This is a genomic window from Lentzea pudingi, from assembly GCF_014646255.1.
GTDB lineage: Bacteria > Actinomycetota > Actinomycetes > Mycobacteriales > Pseudonocardiaceae > Lentzea > Lentzea pudingi.
In genome coordinates this window covers 954,406-976,363 of the sequence record NZ_BMNC01000002.1, presented here as the reverse complement: position 1 = coordinate 976,363, position 21,958 = coordinate 954,406, and the positions used below count along the sequence as shown (strand labels likewise).

The following is a 21,958-nucleotide window of genomic DNA, read 5'->3' as shown; positions in this document are numbered from 1 at the left end:
CTGCCTGATGCCGTCGAAGAGCCTAACGGTGCTGATCACCGGAGCCACGAGGGGTTGTCGAAGAAGGCGTCGTCGTCCGCGTCCTCGGCGCGCGGAGCCCTCTGCCGGCGCTCCGGCGGTGCCTGCTCAGCAGGCGCTTCGGGTGGCACGACGGGGTTCCAGGTCGACCGGAAGGGTGAGTCGCCGGCGATGGACTCGACGTCGATCGCCATCCCGTCACCGAGCGCCAGCGCCATCTTGTTGAAGCTGACCTGCACGGCCGCGTTCGTGGCGAGCCTGACCGTCTCCGTGACGACCTGGCCGACGGCCCGCGCACCCTGGTTCAGCAGCGCGGGGTGCAGGTGCAGGGCCTTGATCTCGCCCTTCGGCGAGGCCGTGACCGTGCACATGCTGTTCGGGTGCTCGACCGTGGCGGTGAGGGCGCCGAGCTCGCGCTGGAGCTGCTCGGTGGCCTGCAGGCGTTCCTCGTTCACCGCCGCCACCCGAAGTCGTCCTCGTCCTGACCGCGTTCGACGCCCAGCGCGGTGAGCTCGCGCGGGTCGACCACGCGTTCCAACGTCTGGTGCAGGCGGGTGTTCGCGGAGCGCTGGGCCTTCTCGGCGACGCGCATGATCTCGGCGGCCAGCCCGTGCGGGCCCATCCGCAGCGCGGCCGCGCTCACCGCGATCTCCCGCGGAGGACCGCCGGGGGTCGCGACCACCGTCACCGCGCCGTCCGGAGAGGACGCTCGTCCCGTGATGGGACCACTGCGCGTGACGTGCTCCGACACGGCCTGCTCGACATCGCGCACCTTCCGCGCGGCGCGCTGGACGTCGTCGTCCACTTCGATCACCCCCTGCCGGGGACAGTGTGCCGCATGCCGTGTTCCTCGGTGTGAAGTCAGCCGGTGGGCCGGTAGAAGCCGTAGAACGACATCCCGCTGTTGGTCGTGCGGATCGGCTGCACCTGCACCGGGTCGCCTGCCTCGACCATCTGGCCGTTGCCGATGACCATCGCCACGTGCCCGTCCCACACCACCAGGTCGCCGGGCAGCAGCTGGTCCGCCGGCACCGAGGCGCCCATCGCCTGCGACGAGGCCGGGCGCGGGATGTCGAAGCCCGCGCCGCCGTACGCCCACTGCGTGAGGCCCGAGCAGTCGGTGCCCGAGGGCGGGTTCGCGCCGCCCCACACGTACGGGGTGCCGAGCGCCGACAACGCGTTGCGCACAGCCTTGGCCGCGGTCTCGTTCGGTGCCTCGGCGCTGCTGCCGTCCGGCAGGTTCACGCCGACACCCTCACCAGGCTGCGGCGGGATCGCGACGGGCAGGCGCGGGCCGGAGCCGCCGCCACCTCCACCGCCACCTCCGCCGCCCGAACCGCCGCCACCGCCGCCGCCGGAGCCGCCGCCACCGCCCGAACCCGAGCTGCCGGAGTTCGAGGCGGGACCGGACTCCTGCGGCTTCTTGGTGTCGGTGGCGCCCGAGGTCGAGGTGGTGCCCTCGTCACCGCCCAGCGGGTCGCCGAGCTTCCCGAGCGCGCCGGCGTCGGGCTTCTGCAGTCCGTTGAGCTGGCCGACGAGCTGCGTGAGCTGGTCGCGCACCTTCTGCAGCTCGGCCGCGGTCTTGGCCTGGTAGCCGGAGGCCATGCCGGCGAGGTCCGCGACGGCCGCCAGCACCACGCCGGGCCCGGCCACCAGGGACAGGGCGAGCGCGGCGGAGAGCTTCGGGGTCGCCTTCGACGTGAACTCGTCGATGAGGCCCTGGATCGCGGTGCGGCCGCCGGTCACCGCGGTCACGCCGGTCGAGGCGGCGGTCTTGAGCGCGGAAGCGTTGGAGGACAACAGGTTCGTGGCCGAGGCGAAGGTGGAGACACGGGCAGTGAAGGCGTTGGCCTTGTCGCCGGTCCACGAGTTCAGCACGGCGGTCGAGGCCGAGGCGTGCCGCGTGCCGAGGTCGGTCATCGCGGTCTGCGCGCGGCCGAACGCGTCCCCCGCCCGCGTCGCGCCGCCGGTGTCGCCGTCGAGCTTCGCGAGGTTCTCCTTCATGGGCGCGATGAACTGGCTCAGCAGTCCCTCGACGCTCATACCTGCGCCGCCTTGGTGAGCGACGCCTTGTGCGCCTCTTCCTGCGCGATGTAGGACTCGCGCGCCTTCGAGACCGCGGTGCCGAGACCCGCGAGGCCCGTGGACGCGGCCTTGAGGGCGTCGATTTGCGCCTGCGCGGCCGCCTGGAACGCGGCGTTGAGCCCCACCTCGTTGCCGATCTTGCCGAAGCAGTCGCCCGGCAGGCTCGTGGTGCCGTTCAACGTGCCGGTGCCGACGGTGCCGACCTCGCTCGCGAGACCGCTCACGGCCGACGCGTATCCGGTCAAGGCGTCGAAGTCGACCTTGAGGCCTTGTTCCGCCATCTGAACGCTCTTCCCCCAGTAGTGACGTGTTCGCGTTGATCCTGCCCCGATGGGCGGTACCTCGCCCGACGTTCCGCCAAGATCATGGGGCGGTGGGTGTGATCGAGCACTGGAACCGGATCCTGGCATGGCTGGCGGAGCACGCTCCGGCCACCCGTGCCGTGTTGCGTCCGAGGTATGACGCGCTGCCGGATCTTCGGGTTCCGATCGATCTCCAGCTGTGGTGGAGCGTCTACGGCGGCACCGAGGAGGGTCTCTTCGCCGAGATCCTGCCACCCTTCTACACGCCGCTGGGCGCCGACCGCGCGTTCGTGCTCAGGGAGACCCACGTGAGCAAGCCCGTGGACTCCTCGGAGGCGGGTGCGCCGACGAGCGGGTTCCACCCCGAGTGGCTCCCGATCGCGTTCGACGGCACCGGTGACGTGCTCGCCGTGGACCTGCGCCCCGGCGTGCTGCGCGGCTGCGTGGTCGAGTGGGACCAGGAGCGCAACGAGATGGTCAAGCCGGAGTGGACGTCGATCGCGGAGATGTTCGACCAGGTCGCGACGGCCCTGGAGACGCGCAGCGGCGTCGGGCACTGCTTCCCGGAGGTCAACACCGCAGGCGAACTCGGCTGGCGCACGAACTAGACCCGTTCGAGGATCCCGAGCGTGATCAGACCTTCGACGATCTGGTCCACGCCCAACGCCGCGAGCAGCACGCCGAGCACCCGCACGAGCACCCACGCGTAGGTCATCTTGACCCAGCGCAGCAGGATGCCGAGCACCGCGATGGCGGCGAGGTCGAGCGCGATCACCGCCGCGAACCCGCCGGCCAGCACGAACGTCGTCTCGACCGACTTCGTGTCCGAGAGCAGGAACAGGTAGGCCAGCGCCACCGGGTTCGCGTAGTAGGCGGTCGCGAGCTCGTGGGTGCCGCGGGTCTCGTCGTGCAACGGGTCCGTCTTGCGGCCCAGCACGAGGTCCAGCGCGTGCACGAACAGGATCACGCCGCTCGCGAGGTACAGCGCGCCCTCGCTGATGTGGAAGAGCGAGAGCAGCACCCGCCCGGCCACGACGACGAACAGGCCGACGCCCAGCGCGATCGCGGTGGAGGTGAGCGCCACCCGCCACCGCGTCCGCGAGTCGGCGCCCTCGGTGTCCATCAGGAACGCCAGGAGGATCTTCGGCGGCCCGACCACGGCGACCAGGATGCTGAACGCCTCCACGAACTTCATGGCCGCCATGGTCAGGGCGAGGGCCCGGCGGCGCGCGTCACCTCACGCCGCCGGGTGAACGTGGGGTCAGACGTCCGGGGTGTCGCCGAGGTACACGCCCTTGGCGTAGCCGGTCGCGTCCGCCTTCGGGTTGAACGGGAAGCTCTGGCCGAAGCACACCGACCAGCTCTTCGTGGCGACGCCGGACGAGGCGCAGTCCCACTCGCCCAGCACGACGGGCTGCTTGTTCCACACCGTCACCGACGCCGAGGTGGAGAAGAGGGCGTTGGTGTTGTTGCGGACGATCACCGCCCCCTGCACGAGCTTGCCGTTCTCGGACCGGATCACGCAGACCTGGGCCAGCACGTTGGTGGAGATGACCTTGCTGGCGTCGCACTTCCACGTGTGCGGGCTGGACGTGATGGGGTTCGTGTTGCCGTACGCCTTCCAGCTGCCGGTAGCGGCGGACGCGGATCCGGCGGTGACCAGGCTCAGCCCGAGCAGCGCCAGGACGGCGACGAGTCCGGCGATCATCCGATTGGCTCGCATGTGGTTCCCCCTCAGGAACGATGTGCAGTGCCGAGCCAGGATGTGCGGTCGATCGTGTGGTCTTCTTGCAGGTTTCTGGAATCCGCAGGTCAGCGCGCGCTGACGAGCTCGCGCTGCGGCGCCGCAGCGGCCGTCACGCGGGTGTAGACCTTCACGGCGGCCAGCGCGCCGAGCCAGCCCAGCGTGGTGCCGGTGGTGTTGGTGATCAGGTCGTCGACGTCGAAGATCCGGTTGGCCCACATCAGCTGCGAGCCCTCGATCAGCAACGAGACGCCGTAGCCGATCAGGGCGGTCTGGCCGATCGTGCGCCTGCCCCAGAACATCAGCATCGCGCCGAGCGGCACGAACAGCAGCACGTTCAGCGTCATCTGGTCGAACGCGATCTGCCCGTCGCGGAACGTGTCGGCGATCCACTGGAACGGGACCAGCTGCACGGACTGGCGTGGCGCCACGGTCTGCATGGGCAGGAACGTCGCCGAGAACAGCATGCTCGCGTAGACGGTGATGGTGGCACCGCGGAAGGTCAGCTGGCGGAAGAACAGCTGCGGGAGCAGGAAGACGACCGAGAGGAAAACGCCCCATTGGATGCTCGCGAGCTGTGCATTCGTCATGAATCAAAGGTATGGAAACGGCCCTCCGCGCACATCGCGCTGAGGGCCAGTTCCACTCTCGTACTTCCGGCCGAGTGTTACTCAGCCGCGTAATCCCTCGGGCTGATGCCGCGTAGTACCGGACCGCACGCCAGGGCTGCTACCAGCGCGACCACGACGCCGACGCCCACCGGTGCGATGACCCACGGCGTGATCGGCATTTCGCCGTGACCCACCAGTCCGCGCGCCAGAGTGAGCAATCCGAGACCCACGACAATTCCCGCGCCGCACGCTGCGATTGTGACGGCGAACACCGGAAGCATTACTTCGCGGCGCAATGCGTGACCCAGCACACGAATCGGCGTGCCGGCCGCGATCAACGCGCCGAAAGTGCGCCTGCGGTCGATCACCGACCCGGCCGCGGCCACCGCCGCGCCGATCCCGCCGAGCACCGCCGCGATCGAGAGGCCGATGATCGTGGCCCGCTGCAGGTCCGCCATCAGCGTGTCGCCGTGGATGCCCCGCTGCTCGCCGTCCACCAGCCGCACGCCCGGCAGCGTGCCGACCAGCGCGGTGTGCACGGCGTCGCGGTTCTCCGGTGTCGTCGGCACACCGACCATCGACACCTCGCCCGCGACCGACGGCAGCAGGGCGCGGTCGATGACCGCGCTCACCTGGCCGCTGCCCTGGAAGGGCCGCGTCTCGTACCGCGCCGGCAGCTGCGCGGTCAGCTCGTCCTTCCTGCCGATCGACTTGAACTCCTTGCCCTGCAACGGTCCTGACGAGTAGACGGCGGGCCCGTCCTGGCAGCGCAGCCCGGCCAGCACCTTCGCCACGTCAGCGCAGTCGCCGACGATGACGTACGTGCCGTAGTCGCCGCTTCTGATCGTGCCGTCGAGCATCGTGACGATCGGCGCCGAGGTCGCGAGGCGCACCGGCGTGACGTCGTGCGTCACCTGCTCCGCCACGATCGCGTTCTCCAGCCACGTCGAGTCGCGGTACGGGACCTGGCTCTCCAGTCCCGGCAGCATCGTGAGCGCCATCGAGCCGGTGAACACGGCGATCACCACGCCCGCCGAACCGCGGAACGCCGCCACCGGGTCACCGGCGAGCCTGCGCCCGGCGAGCAACGTCGACGGCCTGCGCCACCTGCCGACGAAGAACCTGCCGACCCACGCGGTCAGCACGGGTCCCGCCAGCACCAGCGCGAGCGCCACCGCGCCGAGACCGAGGAGCACGACGGTGAACTGGCTGTCGCCGCTGGCCTCCTGCGCGTACAGGATGCCGAGGAAGAACAGGCCGAGTGCGCCGGCGATGGTCAGCAGCCGCCACGACCGGACCGTCCGCTTCGCCTCCGCCGCGAGGGGCTGGTTCACGACGCGCCGCAGCCCCAGGACCGCGGCCCCGATGACCAGCAACGGCGCGAGCACGGCCACCGCCGCCACGACCGCCGGTTCCGGCACGAAGTCGCCGGGGAACCAGGTGCCGCCCTCCCACGGGACCTTCGCGGTGATGTGGCTGAACGGCTGCGCCAGCACCACGCCCAGCACGCTGCCGACGACCGCGCCGATCGCGGTCTCGACGGCGGTCATGACCACGACCTGCCGGGGACTGGCGCCGGCGAGCCGGAGCGCGGCGAGGCGCCGTTCCCGTTTCGCCGCGGTCAGCCGGGCCGCCGAGGCGACCAGCACCAGGCACGGCACCACCAGCACCACGAGCCCGACGCGCGTGAGCAGGTAGAGCATGCCGTGGTAGTCGTCGCGGTACGAGCCGGCGCCGCCCCGCAGATCGGCTGCGGGATATCCGTTCGCGACCTTCTCGTGGCCGACGATCGCCACGAGCTCGCCGGGGAACTCGAGCGCCTCCGGGCCCAGTTCCGCGATCATCGTGCCGGGGAACCGGTTGCCGAGCTTCTCCGGCGGCGTGGCGCGGACCAGCTCGGCTAGCGCGGGGGACAGCAGCACCTCGCCCGGTTCCGGGAACCGGGCGATGCCAGCCGCGACCGGGACGGTGCCCTGGTCGACGCGGGCGACGTCGAAGCGTTCGACGAGCTTGCCGTCGTAGGGATCCCGGTTCGCGGCAACGGAGATGGCGCCGTTGTCCGTCTGTCCGATCCCGTCGCGCCACGCCGTGCGGTCGGCACGCGCCTGCAGGCCGTTCGGTGCGGCGAGCAGCCACAGGACCAGCGACACGGCGATCATCACGCCGAGTGCGACCAGCACGGTCGCGATCTGGCTGCGGCGGTCCCTGCGCAGCACCGCGAGAGCGATCCTCACGCGGACACCCCCGCGGCGATCTTCCCGTCCTGGATCTCGACGACGCGCAACGCCCGGTCCGCGATCGCCTTGTCGTGCGTGACGATGACGACAGCCGCGCCCGTCTCCTCCGCCGCCTGCAACAGGGCGGTCATCATCTCCTGGCCGGTGCGGGTGTCGAGGGCGCCGGTCGGTTCGTCGGCGAAGATCACCCGCGGCCGGTGGGCCAGCGCCCGCGCGATCGCGACCCGTTGCGCCTGCCCGCCGGAGAGCTGGCTCGGCAGCCGCTTCTCCAGGCCCTGCAGGCCGAGCCGAGCGAGCCACAGCTTGGCCGCGCCGAGCGCCTCCTCCCGCGAGCCGCCGGCCAGCAGCATCGGCAGTGCCGCGTTCTCCTCGGCGGTCAGCTCGGCCACGAGCATCCCCGACTGGAACACGAACCCGAACGCCGTGCGCCGCAACGCGCTGCGCCCGGTCTCGTTCAGCTCGCCGATCGCGCGCCCGTCGAGGAACACGTCGCCGCCGTCGGAGCGCAGGATGCCGGACAGCACGTGCAGCAGCGTCGTCTTGCCGGAGCCGGACGGACCGACGACCGCCAGCACGTCCCCGGCCTTGATGTCGATGTCCACCCCGGCGAGCGCGTGCACGTCGCCGTAGGTCTTGACCAGGCCACGAGCGGCCAGAACCGAATTCATGTTCCTCAAGGTGCCGTGCGCCGGGCTGGAAAACCTCAGCCTTGACGACACACCGGATCAGCCGGATGACCGAGGCCGGAGAGGTCTGGTGGTCCTACCGTTGTCCCCCGTGGACAGTCATCGGGGCCAATGGCCGATCGCCGCCGTTCTCGCCTTGCTGATGGTGGGCGAGCTTCTGATCATGGGCGAGCCCGGCAGGGCCGGAGCGCTGGTGTGGCTGCTGACGGTGCCGGTCTGCATCGCGGCCGTGACCTCGTTCAAGTCGCGGGCCTTCACCATCCCCGTGGCGGTGGTGTCGATCTTCCTCGCGTCGTTCGTCATCGCGTACTTCCAGGTGAACGTGCCGACGATCCTCAGCCCGCTGACCATCGCCGAGACCGCCGCGTGCCTGGTCATCACGGCCGTCGTCGTCCGCGAGGAACCCCGCCGCGCCGCCACGTGGTCCGTCGGCTCGCTGATGGCCGTGAGCTTCTTCGCCGCGATCGTCCGCGACAACTGGCTCTCGGGCAGCAACTACAACGAGATGCTCGGATCGCTGGTCCTGGGTTTCACGGCGGTCGGCACCGGCCTCTACTTCCGCGCCCGCGACACCGAGAGCGGCCGCCTGATCGCCGCCGCCGTCACCGACGCGCAGAAGGAAGAGCGCATCGCCCTGGCCCGCGAACTGCACGACGTCGTCGCCCACCACGTGACGGGCATGCTCGTGCAGGCCCAGGCGGCGCTGGAGGTCTCCGACGACGACCCGCGCGCCGCCCACCGGTTGCTGCCCGGCATCGTCCGTTCGGGCACGGAAGCCCTCGGTGCGATGCGCCGGCTCGTCGGCACGCTGCGCCAGGGCGAGAACGAGGCCGCCACCACCGACCTCGCCGCCGACGTCATCGCGGCCGTCGAACGCACCCGTGAGCTCGGTTTCGAGACCCGCCTGCGCATCGACCTGCCCGACGTCGTGGCCCCCGAGCTCGGTCGTTCGGTGTTGCGCCTGGTCCAGGAGTCGCTCACCAACGTGCACAAACACGCCGTCCGCCCCACCATGATCGACGTGGAGATCTCCCGGACGTCCGCAGGGGCGTTGCGCGTGATCGTGGCCGACGACGGTCAGCTGCACGAGCTGAACCAGGGTGGCTACGGTCTCGTGGGCATGCGTGAGAGGGTCGACCTGCTGGGCGGCCTGTTCTCTGCGGGTCCGCGAGAGAACGGCTGGCAGGTGCTCGCCGAGCTACCCCTGGAAGGGACCAAGTGATCTCGGTTCTCATCGCCGACGACCAGGAGATGGTGCGCGTCGGTTTCCGGATGATCCTGGAGAAGCAACCGGACATCACGGTCGTCGCGGACGTCCCCGACGGGATCTCGGCCGTCACCGCCGCTCGCGAGCACAACCCCGACGTGGCGTTGCTGGACATCCGCATGCCGGGGCTCGACGGGCTCGAGGTCACCAAGAAGCTGTCGCCCACGACGAAGGTGGTCGTGGTGACGACGTTCGACCTGGACGAGTACGTGCACACGGCGCTGGAGAACGGCGCGTCCGGGTTCCTGACGAAGGACGCCGGTCCGGCCCTGCTCGTCGAGGCCGTCCGGGCCGCCGCGGCGGGGAACGCGCTGATCTCGCCGCAGGTGACGGTGCGGATGCTGGAGCACTTCGCTCGACCGGCTCAGCGGCCTGACCTGTCGCTGCTGACGGCGAGGGAGCAGGACGTGGTGCGGGAGGTGGCGCGCGGGCTCTCCAACCAGGAGATCGCGTCGTCGCTGTTCCTGTCGCTCTCGACGGTGAAGACGCATTTGGCTTCCGTGCAGACGAAGCTGAACGTGAAGAACCGCGTCGGGATCGCGTCGTGGGCGTGGCGGGCCGGGCTGGTGAACTCGTGACGGAGTTCCCGCGCACCATCGGCAAGGTCGCGGCCCGTGAGCTGGCCGCGCACGGCTACACGACGTTCGACTCGTTGACCGCGGTGTCCGCGAAGGAACTGCTGAAAATCCACGGTGTCGGCCCGAAGGCCATCAGGATCCTGGGGGAGGAGCTGGCGGCGCAGGGCAAGGCCTACGCCGCCGACTAGGGCCTCACACACCCATCGGGTGCCAGACCGTCTTCGTCTCCAGGTACGCGCGCAGGCGGGACATGTCCGGCGTCGCCGTGAAGTCCTCGCCGGCCTTATTGCGCAGCACGCGCTTCACGGTGCCCGCCGCCGACCGCTCCAGGTCCGCGCGGATCGACTCCGGCGCACCGGTGAGGTCCAGCGCGTTCACGTCACCGTGCGAGGCGAGCCACGGCGCGATCTCCGCCGTGCGGCCGGTGATGATGTTGACGACGCCGCCGGGGACGTCGCTCGTGGCCAGCACCTCCGACAGCGTGATCGCGGGCAGCGGGCGGTCCTGCGAGGTGATGACCACGCAGGTGTTGCCGGACGCGATCACCGGTGCGATCACCGAGATCAGGCCCAGCAGCGACGACTGCTGCGGCGCCAGCACGGCGACCACGCCCGTCGGTTCCGGGGTGGAGAACGAGAAGTACGGGCCCGCCACCGGGTTCGAGGAACCCAGCACGGCCGCGATCTTGTCGGTCCAGCCCGCGTACCAGACCCAGCGGTCGATCGCGGTGTCCACCAGGGACTGCGCCTTCTTGAGCGCGACGCCCTCGGAGCCGGCGACCTCGGTGATGAACTGCTCGCGGCGGCCTTCCAGCACCTCGGCCACCCGGTACAGGACCTGGCCGCGGTTGTAGGCCGTCGTGCCCGACCAGCCACCGAAAGCCTTGCGGGCGGCGGTGACCGCGTCGCGGGCGTCCTTGCGGGAACCCTGGGCGGCGTTCGCGAGGAACGCGCCCTTGGTGTCGGCGACGGGATAGCTGCGGCCCGACTCGGAGCGCGGGAACTTGCCGCCGATGTAGAGCTTGTAGGTCTTCGCGACCGTGATGCGATCAGACATCGAGGTAGGCCTCCAGACCGGTGCGGCCGCCCTCACGGCCGAAGCCCGACTCCTGGTACCCGCCGAACGGGGCCGTCGGGTCGAAGCGGTTGAACGTGTTGGACCAGACGACGCCGGCGCGCATCCGTTGTGCCATCCAGAGGATGCGCGAGCCCTTCTCGGTCCAGATGCCGGCGGACAGGCCGTACGGCGTGTTGTTCGCCTTGGCCACGGCCTCCTCCGGCGTGCGGAACGTGAGGACCGACAGCACCGGGCCGAAGATCTCCTCACGGGCGATGCGCATCGCCTGCGACACCCCGGAGAACACGGTCGGGGCGAAGAAGAAACCCTTGTCCGGCAACGGGCACGACGACGTCCAGCGGGTGGCGCCCTCGGCCTCGCCCGACGCGGTCAGCTCCTGGATCTTGGTGAGCTGCTCGCGGGAGTTGATCGCGCCGACGTCGGTGTTCTTGTCCAGCGGGTCGCCGACGCGCAGCGTGGACACCCGTGCGTGCAGCTTCTCGAGCAGCTCGTCGGCGATGGACTCCTGCACCAGCAGGCGGGATCCGGCGCAGCAGACGTGGCCCTGGTTGAAGAAGATGCCGTTGACGATGCCCTCGACGGCCTGGTCGAGCGGCGCGTCGTCGAACACGATGTTCGCGGCCTTGCCGCCCAGTTCCAGCGTGAGCTTCTTGTTCGTGCCCGCGAGCTGGCCCTGGATGACCTTGCCGACGTCGGTCGAGCCGGTGAAGGCGACCTTGTTGACGTCCGCGTGCCCGACCAGCGCGGCGCCGACGTCACCGGCGCCCGGGATGATGTTCACGACGCCCGGCGGCAGGTCGCACTGCTGGATGATGTCCGCCAGCACCAGCGCCGTCAGCGGGGTGGTCTCGGCGGGCTTGAGCACGACGGTGTTGCCGCACGCCAGCGCCGGCGCGATCTTCCACGCGGCCATCAGCAGCGGGAAGTTCCACGGGATCACCTGTCCCGCAACGCCCAGCGGCCTCGGGTCCGGCCCGTAGCCCGCGTAGCCGAGCTTGTCCGCCCAGCCCGCGTGGTAGAAGAAGTGCGAGGCCGCCGTCGGGACGTCGGTGTCGCGCGACTCCTTGATCGGCTTGCCGTTGTCGAGCGACTCCAGCACCGCGAGCTCACGGCCGCGTTCCTGGATCTGCCGCGCGATCCGGTAGATGTACTTGGCCCGCTCGGATCCGGGCATCTTCGACCACACACGGTCGTAGGCCTTGCGCGCGGCCTTGACGGCGGTGTCCACATCGGACTCCGACGCCGTCGAGACCTCGGCGAGCACCTCCTCGGTGGCCGGGTTGATCGTCTTGAGCGGCTCACCGGTGCCCTCGACGAACTCGCCGTCGACGAACATCTTGTAGTTCGGCTTGAGGTTCGCGATGTCCCGCGACTCGGGCGCGGGGGCGTATTCCCACATGTCTTCAGTCCACCGTCACGTAGTCCGGGCCGCTGTAGTGGCCGTCCAACTGGGTCCGACGCTGCATGAGCAGGTCGTTGAGCAACGTCGACGCGCCGAACCGGAACAGGTGCGGATCGAGCCACTCACGCCCGGCCACCTCGTGCACGGCCACCAGGTACTTGATCGCGTCCTTGGTCGTGCGGATGCCACCGGCGGGCTTGACCCCGCGCAGCTCACCCGTCTGGTCCTTCCAGTCCCGCACGGCCTGCAGCATCACGTGCGTCACCGGGAGCGTCGCGGCGGGCTGCACCTTGCCGGTCGACGTCTTGATGAAGTCACCACCAGCGAGCAGCGCGAGCCACGACGCGCGGCGCACGTTGTCGTACGTCACGAGCTCGCCGGTCTCGAGGATGACCTTGAGGTGCGCGTCCCCGCACGCCTCCTTGATCTTGACGATCTCCTCGAACACCTGTCCGTAGCGGCCACTCAGGAACGCACCGCGGTCGATCACCATGTCGACCTCGGACGCCCCCTGCTCGACGGCGAACCGGGTGTCGGCCAGCTTGATGTCCATCGTGCTGCGGCCACTGGGGAACGCGGTCGCGACGCTGGCGACGTTGATCCCGGTGCCCACCAGGTCGTCGGCCGCCGTCTTCACCATGTCCGGGTAGACGCAGACCGCCGCGACCTGCGGCACGTCCGGTCGGTCGGGGTCGGGCCTGCGGGCCTTCGCGGCGAGCGAGCGCACCTTGCCGTGGGTGTCGGCGCCTTCGAGCGTGGTGAGGTCGACCATGCTGATCGCCAGGTCGATGGCGTGCAGCTTGGAGGCCTTCTTGATGCTCCGCGTGCCGAGGCCCGCGGCTCGTTGCTCGACGCCGACCTGGTCGACGCCGGGGAGCCCGTGCAGGAAACGCCGCAGCGACGATTCGTCGCGCGTGGCGTCAGCCAGGGCCGACGGCAGTGTCGTTGGAGCAGCCATGGCTGGGAGTCTAGGCGGAATGGGACGCCCGTCCTAAGTGACGAAGTTCGCGCAGCTCAGAGGGCAGGTGAGGCCGGTCTGAGGGTCTGTTCGCCAGTGCTGTCGACAACGATGATCGCGCCCTCGCGGCCGAGCTGCTCGTAGTGCTCGGCGAACTCGTCGAGGTCCTCGATCTCGTCGTCCAGCCACGACCACTCGCCCGGCAGCGCCGACAGCTCGTCCCGCACGATCCTGACCACCTGGTCGAAGCGGTTGACGTCGCGCCGGTACCGGAAGTCCGCGTCCGGACAGGAGAGGAGCACGGTCCACCGGTGGGTCGCGCGTTCCCCGTCCATCTTCAGCCACACGGACACCCCGGCGAACCCCGCGAGCTCGACGAGGTCGGCGAACTGCATCACTCGAGCAGCTCGCGCAGGATGCCCTTCTTCTTTTTCTTGGGCCCCTTCACCTCGACGGCGCCCATGATCGCGAGCCCGGTGATCCGCACGGTCGGCGCGCCCGGGACGTGCCGGCGGCTCGCGAGCTGTTCTTCGAAGGCGCCCATGAACCCGAACCCGTCCACCTTGACGTTGATGTCGTCGGGCACCCGGATCTCCACGCCGCCCCAGAACGCGAAGCAGCTGATCGTCACCTCGCGCTCGGCGAAGTTCGCGTGGGTCAGGTCGATCTCGATGCCGCCCATGATCGCGACGGCGTTGTGCATGCGCGGGACGACCCAGCCGCCCTTGCGGTTGACGCCCGACCAGAAGGCCACCGACACCGCGCTGCCCGGCTCGCCGCCGACGCGGTTGCTCACCGCCGGTTGGTACTGCGGCACGGCGGGGGTGTGCGGCAGGCCGCTCAGGACCAGGTCCGCGGTGATCGGGACGAGTTCGCCGTACGTCTTCGCGGCGTAGACCGCCACCAGCCGCTCGTCCAGTTCGTGGATGTCGAGGCGGCCTTCGGCGGTCGCCTGGTGCAGCACCTGCGCGATCCGTTCCCGGTCCGCGTCCGAGGCGCGCATGTGACTCTGGTCGGCGGGTACCAGCTCGTCGCTCACCCGATCGAGTCTAAAGCTCTCACTTGCGGTTCGGTGCGAACTTGACGGTGATCGCGAAGATCACCACCAGGAGTGCCGCGAGCGCCGCCGCGAGGGCCGGGCTGTGGCCCCACGTCAGCGGCAGCACGCCGAGCAACACGGCGAGTGATCCCGAGACACCCATGATGACCAGGGGGGATTCACACCACTGCTGGACGGGCTTCTGTTCGGTCGTCACCGTGCGCACCTCCGCGTCTCAACTGGTCATGAGACTTTTCGGAGCCGCGGCGACGGTTCTGTACTCCCGGATCGGGTTGTGCGGCCCCCTGATCAGGTGGTCATCGGAACCGGTTCGTGACCTGGGTCAGGGGGTCGGCCGGCGCAGCGGCAGGCCGGCGGCCCGGTAGATCGAGTCGATCACCGTCATGTTCCGCACCGCGTCGTCCGCCGTGGTCGGGAACGGCTTGCCGTGCAGCACGGCGTCGGTGAACGCGTCGAGCTGGTAGGCGTAGGTCGGGCGCTTCCCGAAGGTCTCCACCGACTTCTTGTCCTTGAGCCGCAACGACAACCGGTGAAGGATCTGCGGGCCGAGCGGGTTGAGGACGCTGAGCGTGCCGTTCTCGCCGATCGCCTTCATCGACAGCTTCAACACTGTCGACGACCACAGCGACGCGTGCACGGAACCCGTGTGGCCGGAGGGAAAGCGCAGCGACGCACGCATTGCACGGTCGATGGAAGGCCCGCGCAGCAACGCTTTGGCCGACTTCACCTGAGGCTCCTCGCCGCCCAGCAACCGTGCCATGTGCACGGCGTAACAGCCGGCGTCCATCATCGCGCCACCCGCGAGCGAGTAGTCGTACCGGATGTCGGAGAACCGCGGCAACGGGAACGCGACGGTGGCCTCGACGTGCCGCAACGGGCCGAGCACGCCGGAGCTCATGATCTCGGCGACGCGTACGGCCAGCGGGTGGTAGCGGTAGTGGAACGCCTCCATCACCACCAGTCCGGACGCGCTGGCCGCCGCAGCTACTTCGGACGCTTCGGCGGCGTTCGCGGTGAACGGCTTCTCGCACAGCACGTGCTTGCCGGCTTCCAGTGCGGCCAGCGTCCACTTGCCGTGCAGACCGTTGGGCAGCGGGTTGTACACGGCGTCGACCGCCGGATCGGCCAGCAGGTCCTCGTACGAACCGTGCACGCGCGCGATGCCGTGTTTGTCGGCGAAGGCCTGAGCCCGGTCGGCTGACCGGGCGGCGACCGCGACCACCTCGGCGACCGTCGAGGAACGGGCCGGGCGGATGACAGCGGTCGGCGCGATCATGGCCGCGCCGAGGACTCCGATGCGCACGTGGTCGGTCACCCGGCCGACCCTACACCTGTTCGGTTAACGGTGTTTACTCCACGAGGTCGGTCTCTCGCGCCGGGAAGAACGGGATCTTCTCGATCGGCGCGGGGTCGGACCAGTTCCACGATTCCATCTGACGGCGCGACCGCCGGCCGAAGAACGCGCGCCACAGTTCGTAGCCCTCGACCTCCACGGTGATCGGGCCGTCGCCCAGGTCGCCGAACTCGGTCTTCACCGTCACGCCGGTCAGCCTGCGCGGCGCCATCCACACCAGCGTCGGCTGCCACACGGTGTCCGGCAGGCGTTCCCGGCCGAGCGCCGCACGCAGGTCGGTCTCGTGCGTGATGGCGTCCAGTGCCAGCTGGAACGGGAGGCGTGGCATCTCGGCGAGCTTGTCGCCGAAGGCGTTCCACTGCTCCAGCAGGTCCTCCACGGGCACGTCCACGCGCTCGGCGACGTGCCGCGCCGTCCACTCGTCCGACGGTGCGCCCTCCATGCGGCCGCTGACCAGATCGGACGCCTCGCCGGACAGGTGCGCGACCACCTGGTGCACGGTCCACTCAGGACAGGCGGGCACGGTTCGTGCGAGCTCGTCGGCGCTCAGGCCCATGGTCAGGCCGACGATGCGCTGACGTGCCTCGCGGTAGATCTCTTCGAACACCCTTTGCTCCTCCCAGCGGGTTACGGTGTCGAGCATGGACGTCCTGGTCGTCGATCATCCACTCGCCAAGGCGAGACTCACAACGATGCGTGACGCGCGCACGGACAATGCCGCATTCCGTGCCGCGCTGCAGGAACTGACCGTGATGCTGGTCTACGAAGCGACGCGCGAGGCGCCGCTGAAGGAAGACCGCACGCACACCCCGGTAGCTCGTACCACCGGCTACAAGCTCGCAAACCCGCCGTTGCTCGTCCCCGTGCTGCGGGCCGGGCTGGGCATGGCGGACCAGGCGCACAAGCTGATCCCGGACGCCCAGATGGGGTTCGTCGGCCTGGCGCGCGACGAGGAGACGCTGCAGCCGACGCCGTACATGGAGTCGCTGCCGGAGAACCTCGCCGGACGGCCGGTGTTCGTGCTCGACCCGATGCTCGCCACCGGCGGGTCGATGGAGTACACGATCCGCCTGCTGACCCAGCGCGGCGCGACCGACGTGACGGCGATCTGCGCGCTCGCGGCGCCCGAGGGGATCAACCACCTCGAGGACTCGAAGCTCCCGTGCCGTCTCGTCACGGCCTCGGTCGACGAGCGGTTGAACGACTCCGGCTTCATCGTGCCCGGGCTGGGCGACGCCGGTGACCGTCTGTACGGGGCGGTTTAGGACATACCTCCGATCGGACGTAGCAGTGGTCTAGACCTCAGGCCTATCGTGCTGTGGACCACATCGCCGCTGCCGCGAACGATCAAGGAGACTCATGTCCAGACGGAGATGGGGTGTCGCCGCTCTCGCGGCCGGCGCCCTGTCCGCGTCGCTGGCCGTTGCGCCCGCGAACGCCGACGTCGAGACCAATGGGCACCACGGTTACTCGAAGACCCGCACCGTCGGGTACTTCATCCAGTGGGGCGTGTACGACCGGAACTTCCGCGTCAAGAACCTCGTGGACAGCGGGGCCGCCGCGCGGCTCACGCACCTCAACTACGCCTTCGGTTTCCTCGACGAGGCCGGCAAGTGCGTCAGCGCCGACCCGTGGGCGGACTGGCAGATGCCGCACACCGCGGAGCAGTCCGTGAGCGGCAAGGCCGACGAGGCCGGCCAGGTGCTCGCGGGCAACCTGAACCAGCTCAAGCAGCTCAAGGCCAAGTACCCCAAGCTGAGGATCAACATCTCGCTGGGCGGCTGGACGGGCTCGCGCTACTTCTCCAACGCCGCGCTGACGCCCGAGTCGCGTGCCGCGCACGTCAAGTCGTGCACCGACATGTGGATCAAGGGCAACCTGCCCGGTCTGCCCGAGGGCGCCGCGAAGGGCGTCTTCGACGGCATCGACCTCGACTGGGAATGGCCCGGCAGCAACGGCAACATGGTGCCGCCGAACGTCGTGCGCCCCGAGGACAAGCAGAACTTCACCAAGCTGCTGGCGGAGTACCGCAGGCAGATGGGCTGGAACCGCGACCTGACCGCGTTCCTGCCGGCCGACCCCAAGCAGGTCGACGCGGGCTTCGAGGTCTCGAAGGTGTTCTGCTACCTCACCTTCGGCACGCTGCAGGGCTACGACTACCACGGTGCCTGGGACGCCGCGGCGAACCAGCAGTCCGCGCTGCGGGTGCCCAAGGGCGACCCGTCGGAGTTCGAGTTCAGCACCGAGGTGACGGTCAACGCGTGGCTCTCGCGCGGTGCCCCGCGGTCCAAGGCCGTGCTCGGCGTCCCGTTCTACGGCCGCGGCTGGGACGGCGTCGCCCCCGGCACGCGCAACGGCCTGTTCGGCACCGGTGTGCCGGCGCCCGCCAAGTACGAGGCCGGTTACGAGGACTTCCACCGCATCAAGGCGAAGCTCTCCGAGCCCGGCAACACGTACAAGATCTACCGCGACGAGCGCGCCGGCTTCGCGTGGATCTACGACGGCAAGACCTGGTGGACCTACGACGACGCGACCGAGATGAAGCGGAAGGCCCGCTACATCAACGACCGCAGGCTCGGCGGCGCGATGATCTGGTCGCTCGACGGCGACACCGCCAACGGCGAACTGATCAAGGCGCTCGACGGAGCCCTCAAGTGAGGCCGCACCACCGAGACGGACTGTCCTAACCGGACAGTTCAGCGGGTCCGGGGAGGTTTCGCGGCGGCCGCCTCCCCGGATTCCGTGGTGCTCACAGGGTTTTCCCGGGCTCCGTCCGCCAGCCCCTGCCGTGCGCGCGCAACGCCAGTTCGTACGTGGCGGCCGCGTCGACGCCGGGCGGCAGGTTCCCGTTGAGCTCCAGGCTCACCAGGCCGTGCGCGACGCCCCACATCGACATCGCGATCTGCTCGGGGTCCTCGGCGAGGTAGACCCCCTGCTCCACCGCGCGCCGCACCGCGTTGATCACCGGCGCGAACGTCCTGCCCGCCGCGCGGCTCATCTCCTTCGTCGGTTCGACGACCTTCGAGTAGAGCACCGAGTAGAACTGCGGGTCCTCCAGCGCGCTGCGCCGGTACGCGAGCCCGATCCGCAGCAGGTCCTCCGCAGGGTCGTCCGTGACGGGCACCGCCGCGAGGCTCGTGCCGAACTGCGTGAACGCCTCGTCGTAGAGCGCTTCGAGCAGCGCCGGTTTTCCGCCGAAGAGGGAATAGACCGCCGTGGTCGACGTGTTGACGTCGGTGGCGATCTTGCGCAGGCTGACCGCGGCCGGGCCCTCGGTGCTCAGCAGTTCGCCCGCTCGTTCGAGCAGACGCCGTCGCAGAGCGTCGTCGTGGGTCTTGGGCCTGGGCACCACGCAATCCTAACGGCCGCTGGCCGCAGTGGTATCAGGTTGATACCGTCGCGGCATGGCGATGACCTTGCGGTTGACCGAGGAGGAGAACCTGCGGCTCGCTGAGCTGGCGCAGTCCGAGGGTCGCTCGAAGCAGGAGGTCGTGCGGCTGGCGATCGCGGACCGTTACCAGCGCATGCAGCAGGAGGAGAAGCTCGGCGAGGTACTTGGCCGGGTTCTGCCCAAGTACCGAGGTCTTTTGGATAGGCTCGGTTCTTCCTGAAACTGTCAGACCTCTGTGATCAACTGGGTGCCGTGATCTCCTACCTCGACGCCGGGGACCTCTTGGTGCTGGCCACGGCCGTGACCGGTGGCGATCTCCTCGTCCGGGACATCGGCCTGCTGGACACGGCGGCTTATCGTCCCCGTGCGACCGTGCTCGGCGTGGAGGCCTACGACACGCTGTGGCTGAAGTCCTCCGCTCTGCTCGATTCCATCGTCCGCACCCGCCCTCTCGTCGAGGGCAACTGGCGGCTCGCCTGGGTCGCGGCCGTCACGATGTGCGACATCAACGGCTACTGGATCGACGCCGCCGAGGACGACGCGCTGGACCTCGTGCGCGCGCTCGGCCGCGACAAGATCGACGTGGCGGAGATGGCCGGTCATCTCGAAGCGTGGGGAATCTCGAAGGATTCCGCTTGACCTAGAGTGCACTCCAGGTCTTAGCGTCGAGTCCGTGAGTTACTCGATAGCCCAAGCCGCGCAGCGCAGTGGGTTGTCCATCGACACCCTGCGCTACTACGAACGAATCGGGCTCGTCGACCCGCCCGCGCGGGACTCGGGCGGCCGTCGCAGCTACTCGGAAGCAGACCTCGGCTGGCTGGCCTTCGTGACGCGCCTGCGCACGACCGGCATGCCGATCCGCATGATGCGCGAGTTCGCGCAGCTGCGACACCGCGGCGACCTGACGGCAGGCCGCCGCAAGCAGATCCTCGTCGAGCACCGCAACGACGTCCGCGCCCGCATCGCGGAGCTGCAGACGTCCCTCGAGGTGCTCGACTACAAGATCGACCACTACGCGGTGGTCGAGCGCGACTTGGAGGCGACGGCGTGAGCCGTTCATTGGGATCGTTGCAGGTCGGGCCGCAGGGCCTCGGCTGCATGGGAATGTCGGAGTTCTACGGCGCCGGCGACGAGGCGGAGTCGGTCGCGGTGATCCACCGGGCCCTCGAGCTCGGCGTCACGCTGCTCGACACGGCCGACATGTACGGGCCGCACGTGAACGAGGAACTGGTCGGCCGCGCGATCGCCGACCGCCGTTCCGACGTCGTGCTGGCCACGAAGTTCGGCATCGTGCGCGACGGCGGAGGCCGTTCGATCCGCGGTGACCGCGAGTACGTGCGCGCCTCGGTCGAGGGCTCTCTGAAGAGGCTCGGCACCGACGTGATCGACCTGTACTACCTGCACCGGGTGCCGGCGGACACGCCCATCGAGGAGACCGTCGGCGCGATGGCCGAGCTGGTGACCGAGGGCAAGGTGCGCCACCTGGGCCTGTCCGAGGCAGGCGCGGAGACCCTGCGCCGCGCGCACGCCGTGCACCCGATCACGGCGCTGCAGAGCGAGTGGTCGCTGTGGTCGCGGGACATCGAGGCCGAGATCGTGCCGACCGCCCGTGAGCTGGGCATCGGCCTCGTGCCGTACTCACCGCTCGGCCGCGGCGTCCTGACCGGCCGGTTCGCGTCCTCCGCCGACTTCGGCAAGGGCGACTTCCGGGCCGTGAACCCGCGGTTCTCGGGGGACAACCTCGACGCGAACCTGAAGATGGTCGCCGAGCTCCGCGCGCTGGCCGAGGCCCGCGGGGTCACCGCTGGCCAGCTGGCCCTGGCGTGGGTGCAGCACCGCGGGTCCGACGTCGTGCCGATCCCGGGCACCAAGCGGATCAAGTACCTGGAGGAGAATGTCGCGGCGGCCTCGCTGGAGCTGTCCGACGACGACCTCGCCGCGATCGAGGCGGCCGTGCCCGCGTCGGCCGTGGCCGGTGACCGGTACCCCGACATGAGCTCGATCGGGCGTTAGAACATACGTTCGAATCTATCCCCAGAGTTGTCCACAGGTTGGGGACAACAGGCTGTGGACAACCCTGGGATTCATGTGGACAACTGGGCCGCAACGGTGGCCCCGAGCTCCCAGCACGCCTGGAGATCGGTCTTGGCCGGCTCACCCGTGACGACCACGTGCTGCGCCGCCTTCTCCCAGCCCAACCCGGTCGTGGCGGTCTCCACGCTGCGCACCGCCCCGGTCGTGTCGTTGTTGCCGTGCACGTAAAGCCCGAACGGCCGGCCACGCGTGGAATCGAGACACGGGTAGTAGACGGTGTCGAAGAAGTGCTTCAACGCGCCGCTCATGTAGCCGAGGTTCGCGGGCGTGCCCAGCAGGTAGCCGTCGGCCTCCAGGACATCCACAGCGGTTGTGGACAACGCGGCACGGCGGACGAGTTCGACGCCCTCGATCTCGGGAGTGGAGGCGCCGGCGAGCACGGCCTCGAACATCGCCTGGAGAGCGGGCGACGGCGTGTGGTGGACGATCAACAACCTGGACACGCCGAGCAACATAACGTCCGTGACCCGCGCCTCCTACGACCTCGTCGCCGCTGACTACGCCCGCCTCATCCCGGACGCGCACGACGGCCGCCCGCTCGACGCCGCGATCATGCGCGCGTTCGCCGAGCTCACGGAGGGCCCGGTGGCGGACATCGGCTGCGGAACCGGCCGCATCACCCAGCACCTCCACGAACTGGGCCTCGACGCCTCAGGCGTCGACCTCTCCGACGGCATGCTCGACCAGGCGAGAAAGCTGTACCCGCACCTCACGTTCACCCAGGGCGACATGACGAACCTGGACCTGGAGGACGACAGCCTCGGCGGCGCCGTCGTCTGGTACTCCACGGTCCACATGCCCGCCCGAGACGTGCCGTGGCAGGAGTTCTTCCGGGTCCTCAGGCCTGGCGGACACCTGTTGCACGCCTTCAAACTGGGTGACCAGCAGAAACGCCTGACCTACGCGTACGGCCACGACGTGGACCTCCACGTCCACTGGCACGACATCGACGAACTCGTGACCAACGCGACCGAGGCCGGGTTCAACGAAGTGGCACGGTTGCAACGTCAGAAGGGTGTGGACGAAGGCGGGCCGCAGGCTTTCTTGTTGATGAGCAAACGGAACCCTGCTGCCGGAAGCGCGTCCTGAAAGGT

The 21,958-nt window shown here is 69.4% G+C and carries 30 protein-coding genes; 11 read left to right on the top strand and 19 right to left on the bottom strand.

Going from position 1 to position 21,958, the window contains the following annotated elements:
- Positions 1–35: 35 nt before the first annotated feature.
- Genes IEY88_RS10480 through IEY88_RS10465 form a run of 4 tightly spaced genes read right to left on the bottom strand, consistent with a single transcriptional unit; the run spans position 36 to position 2,384 of the window.
- Positions 36–473 (bottom strand): YbaB/EbfC family nucleoid-associated protein, encoded by a 438-nt coding sequence (locus IEY88_RS10480; protein WP_189154401.1) that lies wholly within the window; start codon positions 471–473, stop codon positions 36–38.
- Positions 470–823 (bottom strand): YbaB/EbfC family nucleoid-associated protein, encoded by a 354-nt coding sequence (locus IEY88_RS10475; RefSeq protein ID WP_229693233.1) that lies wholly within the window; start codon positions 821–823, stop codon positions 470–472. Before IEY88_RS10475 ends, IEY88_RS10480 begins: the two co-directional genes overlap by 4 nt.
- Before the next feature lie 56 nt (positions 824–879).
- Positions 880–2,061 (bottom strand): C40 family peptidase, encoded by a 1,182-nt coding sequence (locus IEY88_RS10470; RefSeq protein ID WP_189154400.1) that lies wholly within the window; start codon positions 2,059–2,061, stop codon positions 880–882.
- Positions 2,058–2,384: a type VII secretion target gene (locus IEY88_RS10465; RefSeq protein WP_189154399.1), complete on the bottom strand. Its 327-nt coding sequence runs from the start codon at positions 2,382–2,384 to the stop codon at positions 2,058–2,060. The genes IEY88_RS10470 and IEY88_RS10465 overlap by 4 nt, the downstream gene beginning before the upstream one ends.
- A 92-nt stretch (positions 2,385–2,476) precedes the next feature.
- Here IEY88_RS10465 and IEY88_RS10460 point away from each other — a divergent pair, with 92 nt between their 5' ends.
- The gene (locus tag IEY88_RS10460) at positions 2,477–3,013 is read left to right on the top strand and encodes an SMI1/KNR4 family protein (protein WP_189154398.1); all 537 of its coding nucleotides are present in this window, start codon (positions 2,477–2,479) and stop codon (positions 3,011–3,013) included.
- Here IEY88_RS10460 and IEY88_RS10455 read toward each other — a convergent pair.
- From IEY88_RS10455 to IEY88_RS10435, 5 genes are all read right to left on the bottom strand, one after another.
- On the bottom strand, positions 3,010–3,600 hold the full coding sequence (locus IEY88_RS10455; protein ID WP_189154397.1) for a MarC family protein: 591 nt from the start codon (positions 3,598–3,600) through the stop codon (positions 3,010–3,012). The genes IEY88_RS10460 and IEY88_RS10455 overlap by 4 nt on opposite strands.
- Positions 3,601–3,666: 66 nt before the next feature.
- Entirely contained in the window at positions 3,667–4,128 is a 462-nt protein-coding gene (locus IEY88_RS10450) for a hypothetical protein (RefSeq protein WP_189154396.1), read from the bottom strand.
- An 89-nt stretch (positions 4,129–4,217) separates the two neighbouring features.
- On the bottom strand, positions 4,218–4,739 hold the full coding sequence (locus IEY88_RS10445) for a VanZ family protein (protein WP_189154395.1): 522 nt from the start codon (positions 4,737–4,739) through the stop codon (positions 4,218–4,220).
- Between the two features lie 77 nt (positions 4,740–4,816).
- Positions 4,817–6,994 carry an FtsX-like permease family protein gene (locus IEY88_RS10440; protein ID WP_189154394.1) on the bottom strand — a complete coding sequence of 726 codons (2,178 nt, stop codon included), beginning with the start codon at positions 6,992–6,994 and terminating at the stop codon, positions 4,817–4,819.
- Positions 6,991–7,665 (bottom strand): ABC transporter ATP-binding protein, encoded by a 675-nt coding sequence (locus tag IEY88_RS10435; protein WP_189154393.1) that lies wholly within the window; start codon positions 7,663–7,665, stop codon positions 6,991–6,993. Before IEY88_RS10435 ends, IEY88_RS10440 begins: the two co-directional genes overlap by 4 nt.
- A gap of 109 nt (positions 7,666–7,774) precedes the next feature.
- On the opposite strand from IEY88_RS10435, the gene IEY88_RS10430 reads away from it, so the two are divergent.
- The 3 genes from IEY88_RS10430 to IEY88_RS10420 are packed head-to-tail and all read left to right on the top strand — an operon-like array spanning position 7,775 to position 9,716.
- Positions 7,775–8,905 (top strand): sensor histidine kinase, encoded by a 1,131-nt coding sequence (locus IEY88_RS10430; protein ID WP_189154392.1) that lies wholly within the window; start codon positions 7,775–7,777, stop codon positions 8,903–8,905.
- Positions 8,902–9,528, top strand: coding sequence for a response regulator transcription factor (locus tag IEY88_RS10425; protein ID WP_189154391.1), 627 nt, complete (start codon positions 8,902–8,904; stop codon positions 9,526–9,528). The genes IEY88_RS10430 and IEY88_RS10425 overlap by 4 nt, the downstream gene beginning before the upstream one ends.
- A complete protein-coding gene (locus IEY88_RS10420; RefSeq protein WP_229693232.1) occupies positions 9,525–9,716 on the top strand; it encodes a helix-hairpin-helix domain-containing protein in 192 nt (63 codons plus the stop codon). Before IEY88_RS10425 ends, IEY88_RS10420 begins: the two co-directional genes overlap by 4 nt.
- A 4-nt stretch (positions 9,717–9,720) precedes the next feature.
- Here IEY88_RS10420 and IEY88_RS10415 read toward each other — a convergent pair whose 3' ends face one another.
- From IEY88_RS10415 to IEY88_RS10380, 8 genes are all read right to left on the bottom strand, one after another.
- Positions 9,721–10,584: an aldehyde dehydrogenase family protein gene (locus IEY88_RS10415; RefSeq protein ID WP_189154389.1), complete on the bottom strand. Its 864-nt coding sequence runs from the start codon at positions 10,582–10,584 to the stop codon at positions 9,721–9,723.
- A complete protein-coding gene (locus IEY88_RS10410) occupies positions 10,577–12,004 on the bottom strand; it encodes an aldehyde dehydrogenase family protein (RefSeq protein WP_189154388.1) in 1,428 nt (475 codons plus the stop codon). Before IEY88_RS10410 ends, IEY88_RS10415 begins: the two co-directional genes overlap by 8 nt.
- Before the next feature lie 4 nt (positions 12,005–12,008).
- Positions 12,009–12,965: a deoxyribose-phosphate aldolase gene (gene deoC, locus IEY88_RS10405; protein WP_189154387.1), complete on the bottom strand. Its 957-nt coding sequence runs from the start codon at positions 12,963–12,965 to the stop codon at positions 12,009–12,011.
- 56 nt (positions 12,966–13,021) lie between these two features.
- Positions 13,022–13,360, bottom strand: a complete 339-nt coding sequence (locus tag IEY88_RS10400; RefSeq protein ID WP_189154386.1) for a hypothetical protein — start codon at positions 13,358–13,360, stop codon at positions 13,022–13,024.
- The gene (locus IEY88_RS10395; RefSeq protein ID WP_229693231.1) at positions 13,360–14,004 is read right to left on the bottom strand and encodes a DUF1707 SHOCT-like domain-containing protein; all 645 of its coding nucleotides are present in this window, start codon (positions 14,002–14,004) and stop codon (positions 13,360–13,362) included. The genes IEY88_RS10400 and IEY88_RS10395 overlap by 1 nt, the downstream gene beginning before the upstream one ends.
- A 19-nt stretch (positions 14,005–14,023) precedes the next feature.
- Positions 14,024–14,221, bottom strand: coding sequence for a hypothetical protein (locus IEY88_RS10390; protein WP_189154385.1), 198 nt, complete (start codon positions 14,219–14,221; stop codon positions 14,024–14,026).
- A gap of 126 nt (positions 14,222–14,347) precedes the next feature.
- On the bottom strand, positions 14,348–15,340 hold the full coding sequence (locus IEY88_RS10385) for a Gfo/Idh/MocA family protein (protein ID WP_189154384.1): 993 nt from the start codon (positions 15,338–15,340) through the stop codon (positions 14,348–14,350).
- Positions 15,341–15,374: 34 nt separating this feature from the next.
- A complete protein-coding gene (locus IEY88_RS10380) occupies positions 15,375–15,986 on the bottom strand; it encodes a maleylpyruvate isomerase N-terminal domain-containing protein (RefSeq protein WP_189154383.1) in 612 nt (203 codons plus the stop codon).
- Between the two features lie 34 nt (positions 15,987–16,020).
- On the opposite strand from IEY88_RS10380, the gene upp reads away from it, so the two are divergent.
- Together upp and IEY88_RS10370 are read left to right on the top strand one after the other, a co-directional pair.
- Positions 16,021–16,644, top strand: a complete 624-nt coding sequence (gene upp / locus IEY88_RS10375) for a uracil phosphoribosyltransferase (protein ID WP_189154382.1) — start codon at positions 16,021–16,023, stop codon at positions 16,642–16,644.
- Positions 16,645–16,738: 94 nt separating this feature from the next.
- A complete protein-coding gene (locus IEY88_RS10370) occupies positions 16,739–18,037 on the top strand; it encodes a glycoside hydrolase family 18 protein (protein WP_189154381.1) in 1,299 nt (432 codons plus the stop codon).
- Between the two features lie 91 nt (positions 18,038–18,128).
- Here IEY88_RS10370 and IEY88_RS10365 read toward each other — a convergent pair whose 3' ends face one another.
- The gene (locus IEY88_RS10365) at positions 18,129–18,728 is read right to left on the bottom strand and encodes a TetR/AcrR family transcriptional regulator (protein ID WP_189154380.1); all 600 of its coding nucleotides are present in this window, start codon (positions 18,726–18,728) and stop codon (positions 18,129–18,131) included.
- A gap of 55 nt (positions 18,729–18,783) precedes the next feature.
- Between IEY88_RS10365 and IEY88_RS10360 the strand changes: the two genes are divergently transcribed.
- The 4 genes from IEY88_RS10360 to IEY88_RS10345 are packed head-to-tail and all read left to right on the top strand — an operon-like array spanning position 18,784 to position 20,783.
- Positions 18,784–18,990: a YlcI/YnfO family protein gene (locus tag IEY88_RS10360; RefSeq protein ID WP_030478506.1), complete on the top strand. Its 207-nt coding sequence runs from the start codon at positions 18,784–18,786 to the stop codon at positions 18,988–18,990.
- A 32-nt stretch (positions 18,991–19,022) separates the two neighbouring features.
- Complete coding sequence (locus tag IEY88_RS10355) at positions 19,023–19,409, top strand: type II toxin-antitoxin system death-on-curing family toxin (protein ID WP_189154379.1); 387 nt, start codon at positions 19,023–19,025, stop codon at positions 19,407–19,409.
- 34 nt (positions 19,410–19,443) lie between these two features.
- On the top strand, positions 19,444–19,821 hold the full coding sequence (locus IEY88_RS10350) for a MerR family transcriptional regulator (RefSeq protein WP_189154378.1): 378 nt from the start codon (positions 19,444–19,446) through the stop codon (positions 19,819–19,821).
- A gap of 47 nt (positions 19,822–19,868) precedes the next feature.
- Entirely contained in the window at positions 19,869–20,783 is a 915-nt protein-coding gene (locus tag IEY88_RS10345; protein ID WP_189154563.1) for an aldo/keto reductase, read from the top strand.
- Between the two features lie 71 nt (positions 20,784–20,854).
- Here the strand turns inward: IEY88_RS10345 and IEY88_RS10340 are convergent, their stop codons facing one another.
- On the bottom strand, positions 20,855–21,307 hold the full coding sequence (locus IEY88_RS10340; protein ID WP_189154377.1) for a flavodoxin family protein: 453 nt from the start codon (positions 21,305–21,307) through the stop codon (positions 20,855–20,857).
- Positions 21,308–21,326: 19 nt separating this feature from the next.
- On the opposite strand from IEY88_RS10340, the gene IEY88_RS10335 reads away from it, so the two are divergent.
- Entirely contained in the window at positions 21,327–21,953 is a 627-nt protein-coding gene (locus tag IEY88_RS10335) for a class I SAM-dependent methyltransferase (protein ID WP_229693230.1), read from the top strand.
- Positions 21,954–21,958: the final 5 nt, after the last annotated feature.

Bases quoted from the DNA above. Each gene is read 5' to 3' on its own strand.
- IEY88_RS10470 (WP_189154400.1), bottom strand. From the start codon at position 2,061: ATGAGCGTCGAGGGACTGCTGAGCCAGTTCATCGCGCCCATGAAGGAG.
- IEY88_RS10465 (WP_189154399.1), bottom strand. From the start codon at position 2,384: ATGGCGGAACAAGGCCTCAAGGTCGACTTCGACGCCTTGACCGGATAC.
- IEY88_RS10455 (WP_189154397.1), bottom strand. From the start codon at position 3,600: ATGAAGTTCGTGGAGGCGTTCAGCATCCTGGTCGCCGTGGTCGGGCCG.
- IEY88_RS10450 (WP_189154396.1), bottom strand. From the start codon at position 4,128: ATGCGAGCCAATCGGATGATCGCCGGACTCGTCGCCGTCCTGGCGCTG.
- IEY88_RS10445 (WP_189154395.1), bottom strand. From the start codon at position 4,739: ATGACGAATGCACAGCTCGCGAGCATCCAATGGGGCGTTTTCCTCTCG.
- IEY88_RS10435 (WP_189154393.1), bottom strand. From the start codon at position 7,665: ATGAATTCGGTTCTGGCCGCTCGTGGCCTGGTCAAGACCTACGGCGAC.
- IEY88_RS10415 (WP_189154389.1), bottom strand. From the start codon at position 10,584: ATGTCTGATCGCATCACGGTCGCGAAGACCTACAAGCTCTACATCGGC.
- IEY88_RS10410 (WP_189154388.1), bottom strand. From the start codon at position 12,004: ATGTGGGAATACGCCCCCGCGCCCGAGTCGCGGGACATCGCGAACCTC.
- deoC (WP_189154387.1), bottom strand. From the start codon at position 12,965: ATGGCTGCTCCAACGACACTGCCGTCGGCCCTGGCTGACGCCACGCGC.
- IEY88_RS10400 (WP_189154386.1), bottom strand. From the start codon at position 13,360: ATGCAGTTCGCCGACCTCGTCGAGCTCGCGGGGTTCGCCGGGGTGTCC.
- upp (WP_189154382.1), top strand. From the start codon at position 16,021: ATGGACGTCCTGGTCGTCGATCATCCACTCGCCAAGGCGAGACTCACA.
- IEY88_RS10370 (WP_189154381.1), top strand. From the start codon at position 16,739: ATGTCCAGACGGAGATGGGGTGTCGCCGCTCTCGCGGCCGGCGCCCTG.
- IEY88_RS10360 (WP_030478506.1), top strand. From the start codon at position 18,784: ATGGCGATGACCTTGCGGTTGACCGAGGAGGAGAACCTGCGGCTCGCT.
- IEY88_RS10345 (WP_189154563.1), top strand. From the start codon at position 19,869: ATGGGAATGTCGGAGTTCTACGGCGCCGGCGACGAGGCGGAGTCGGTC.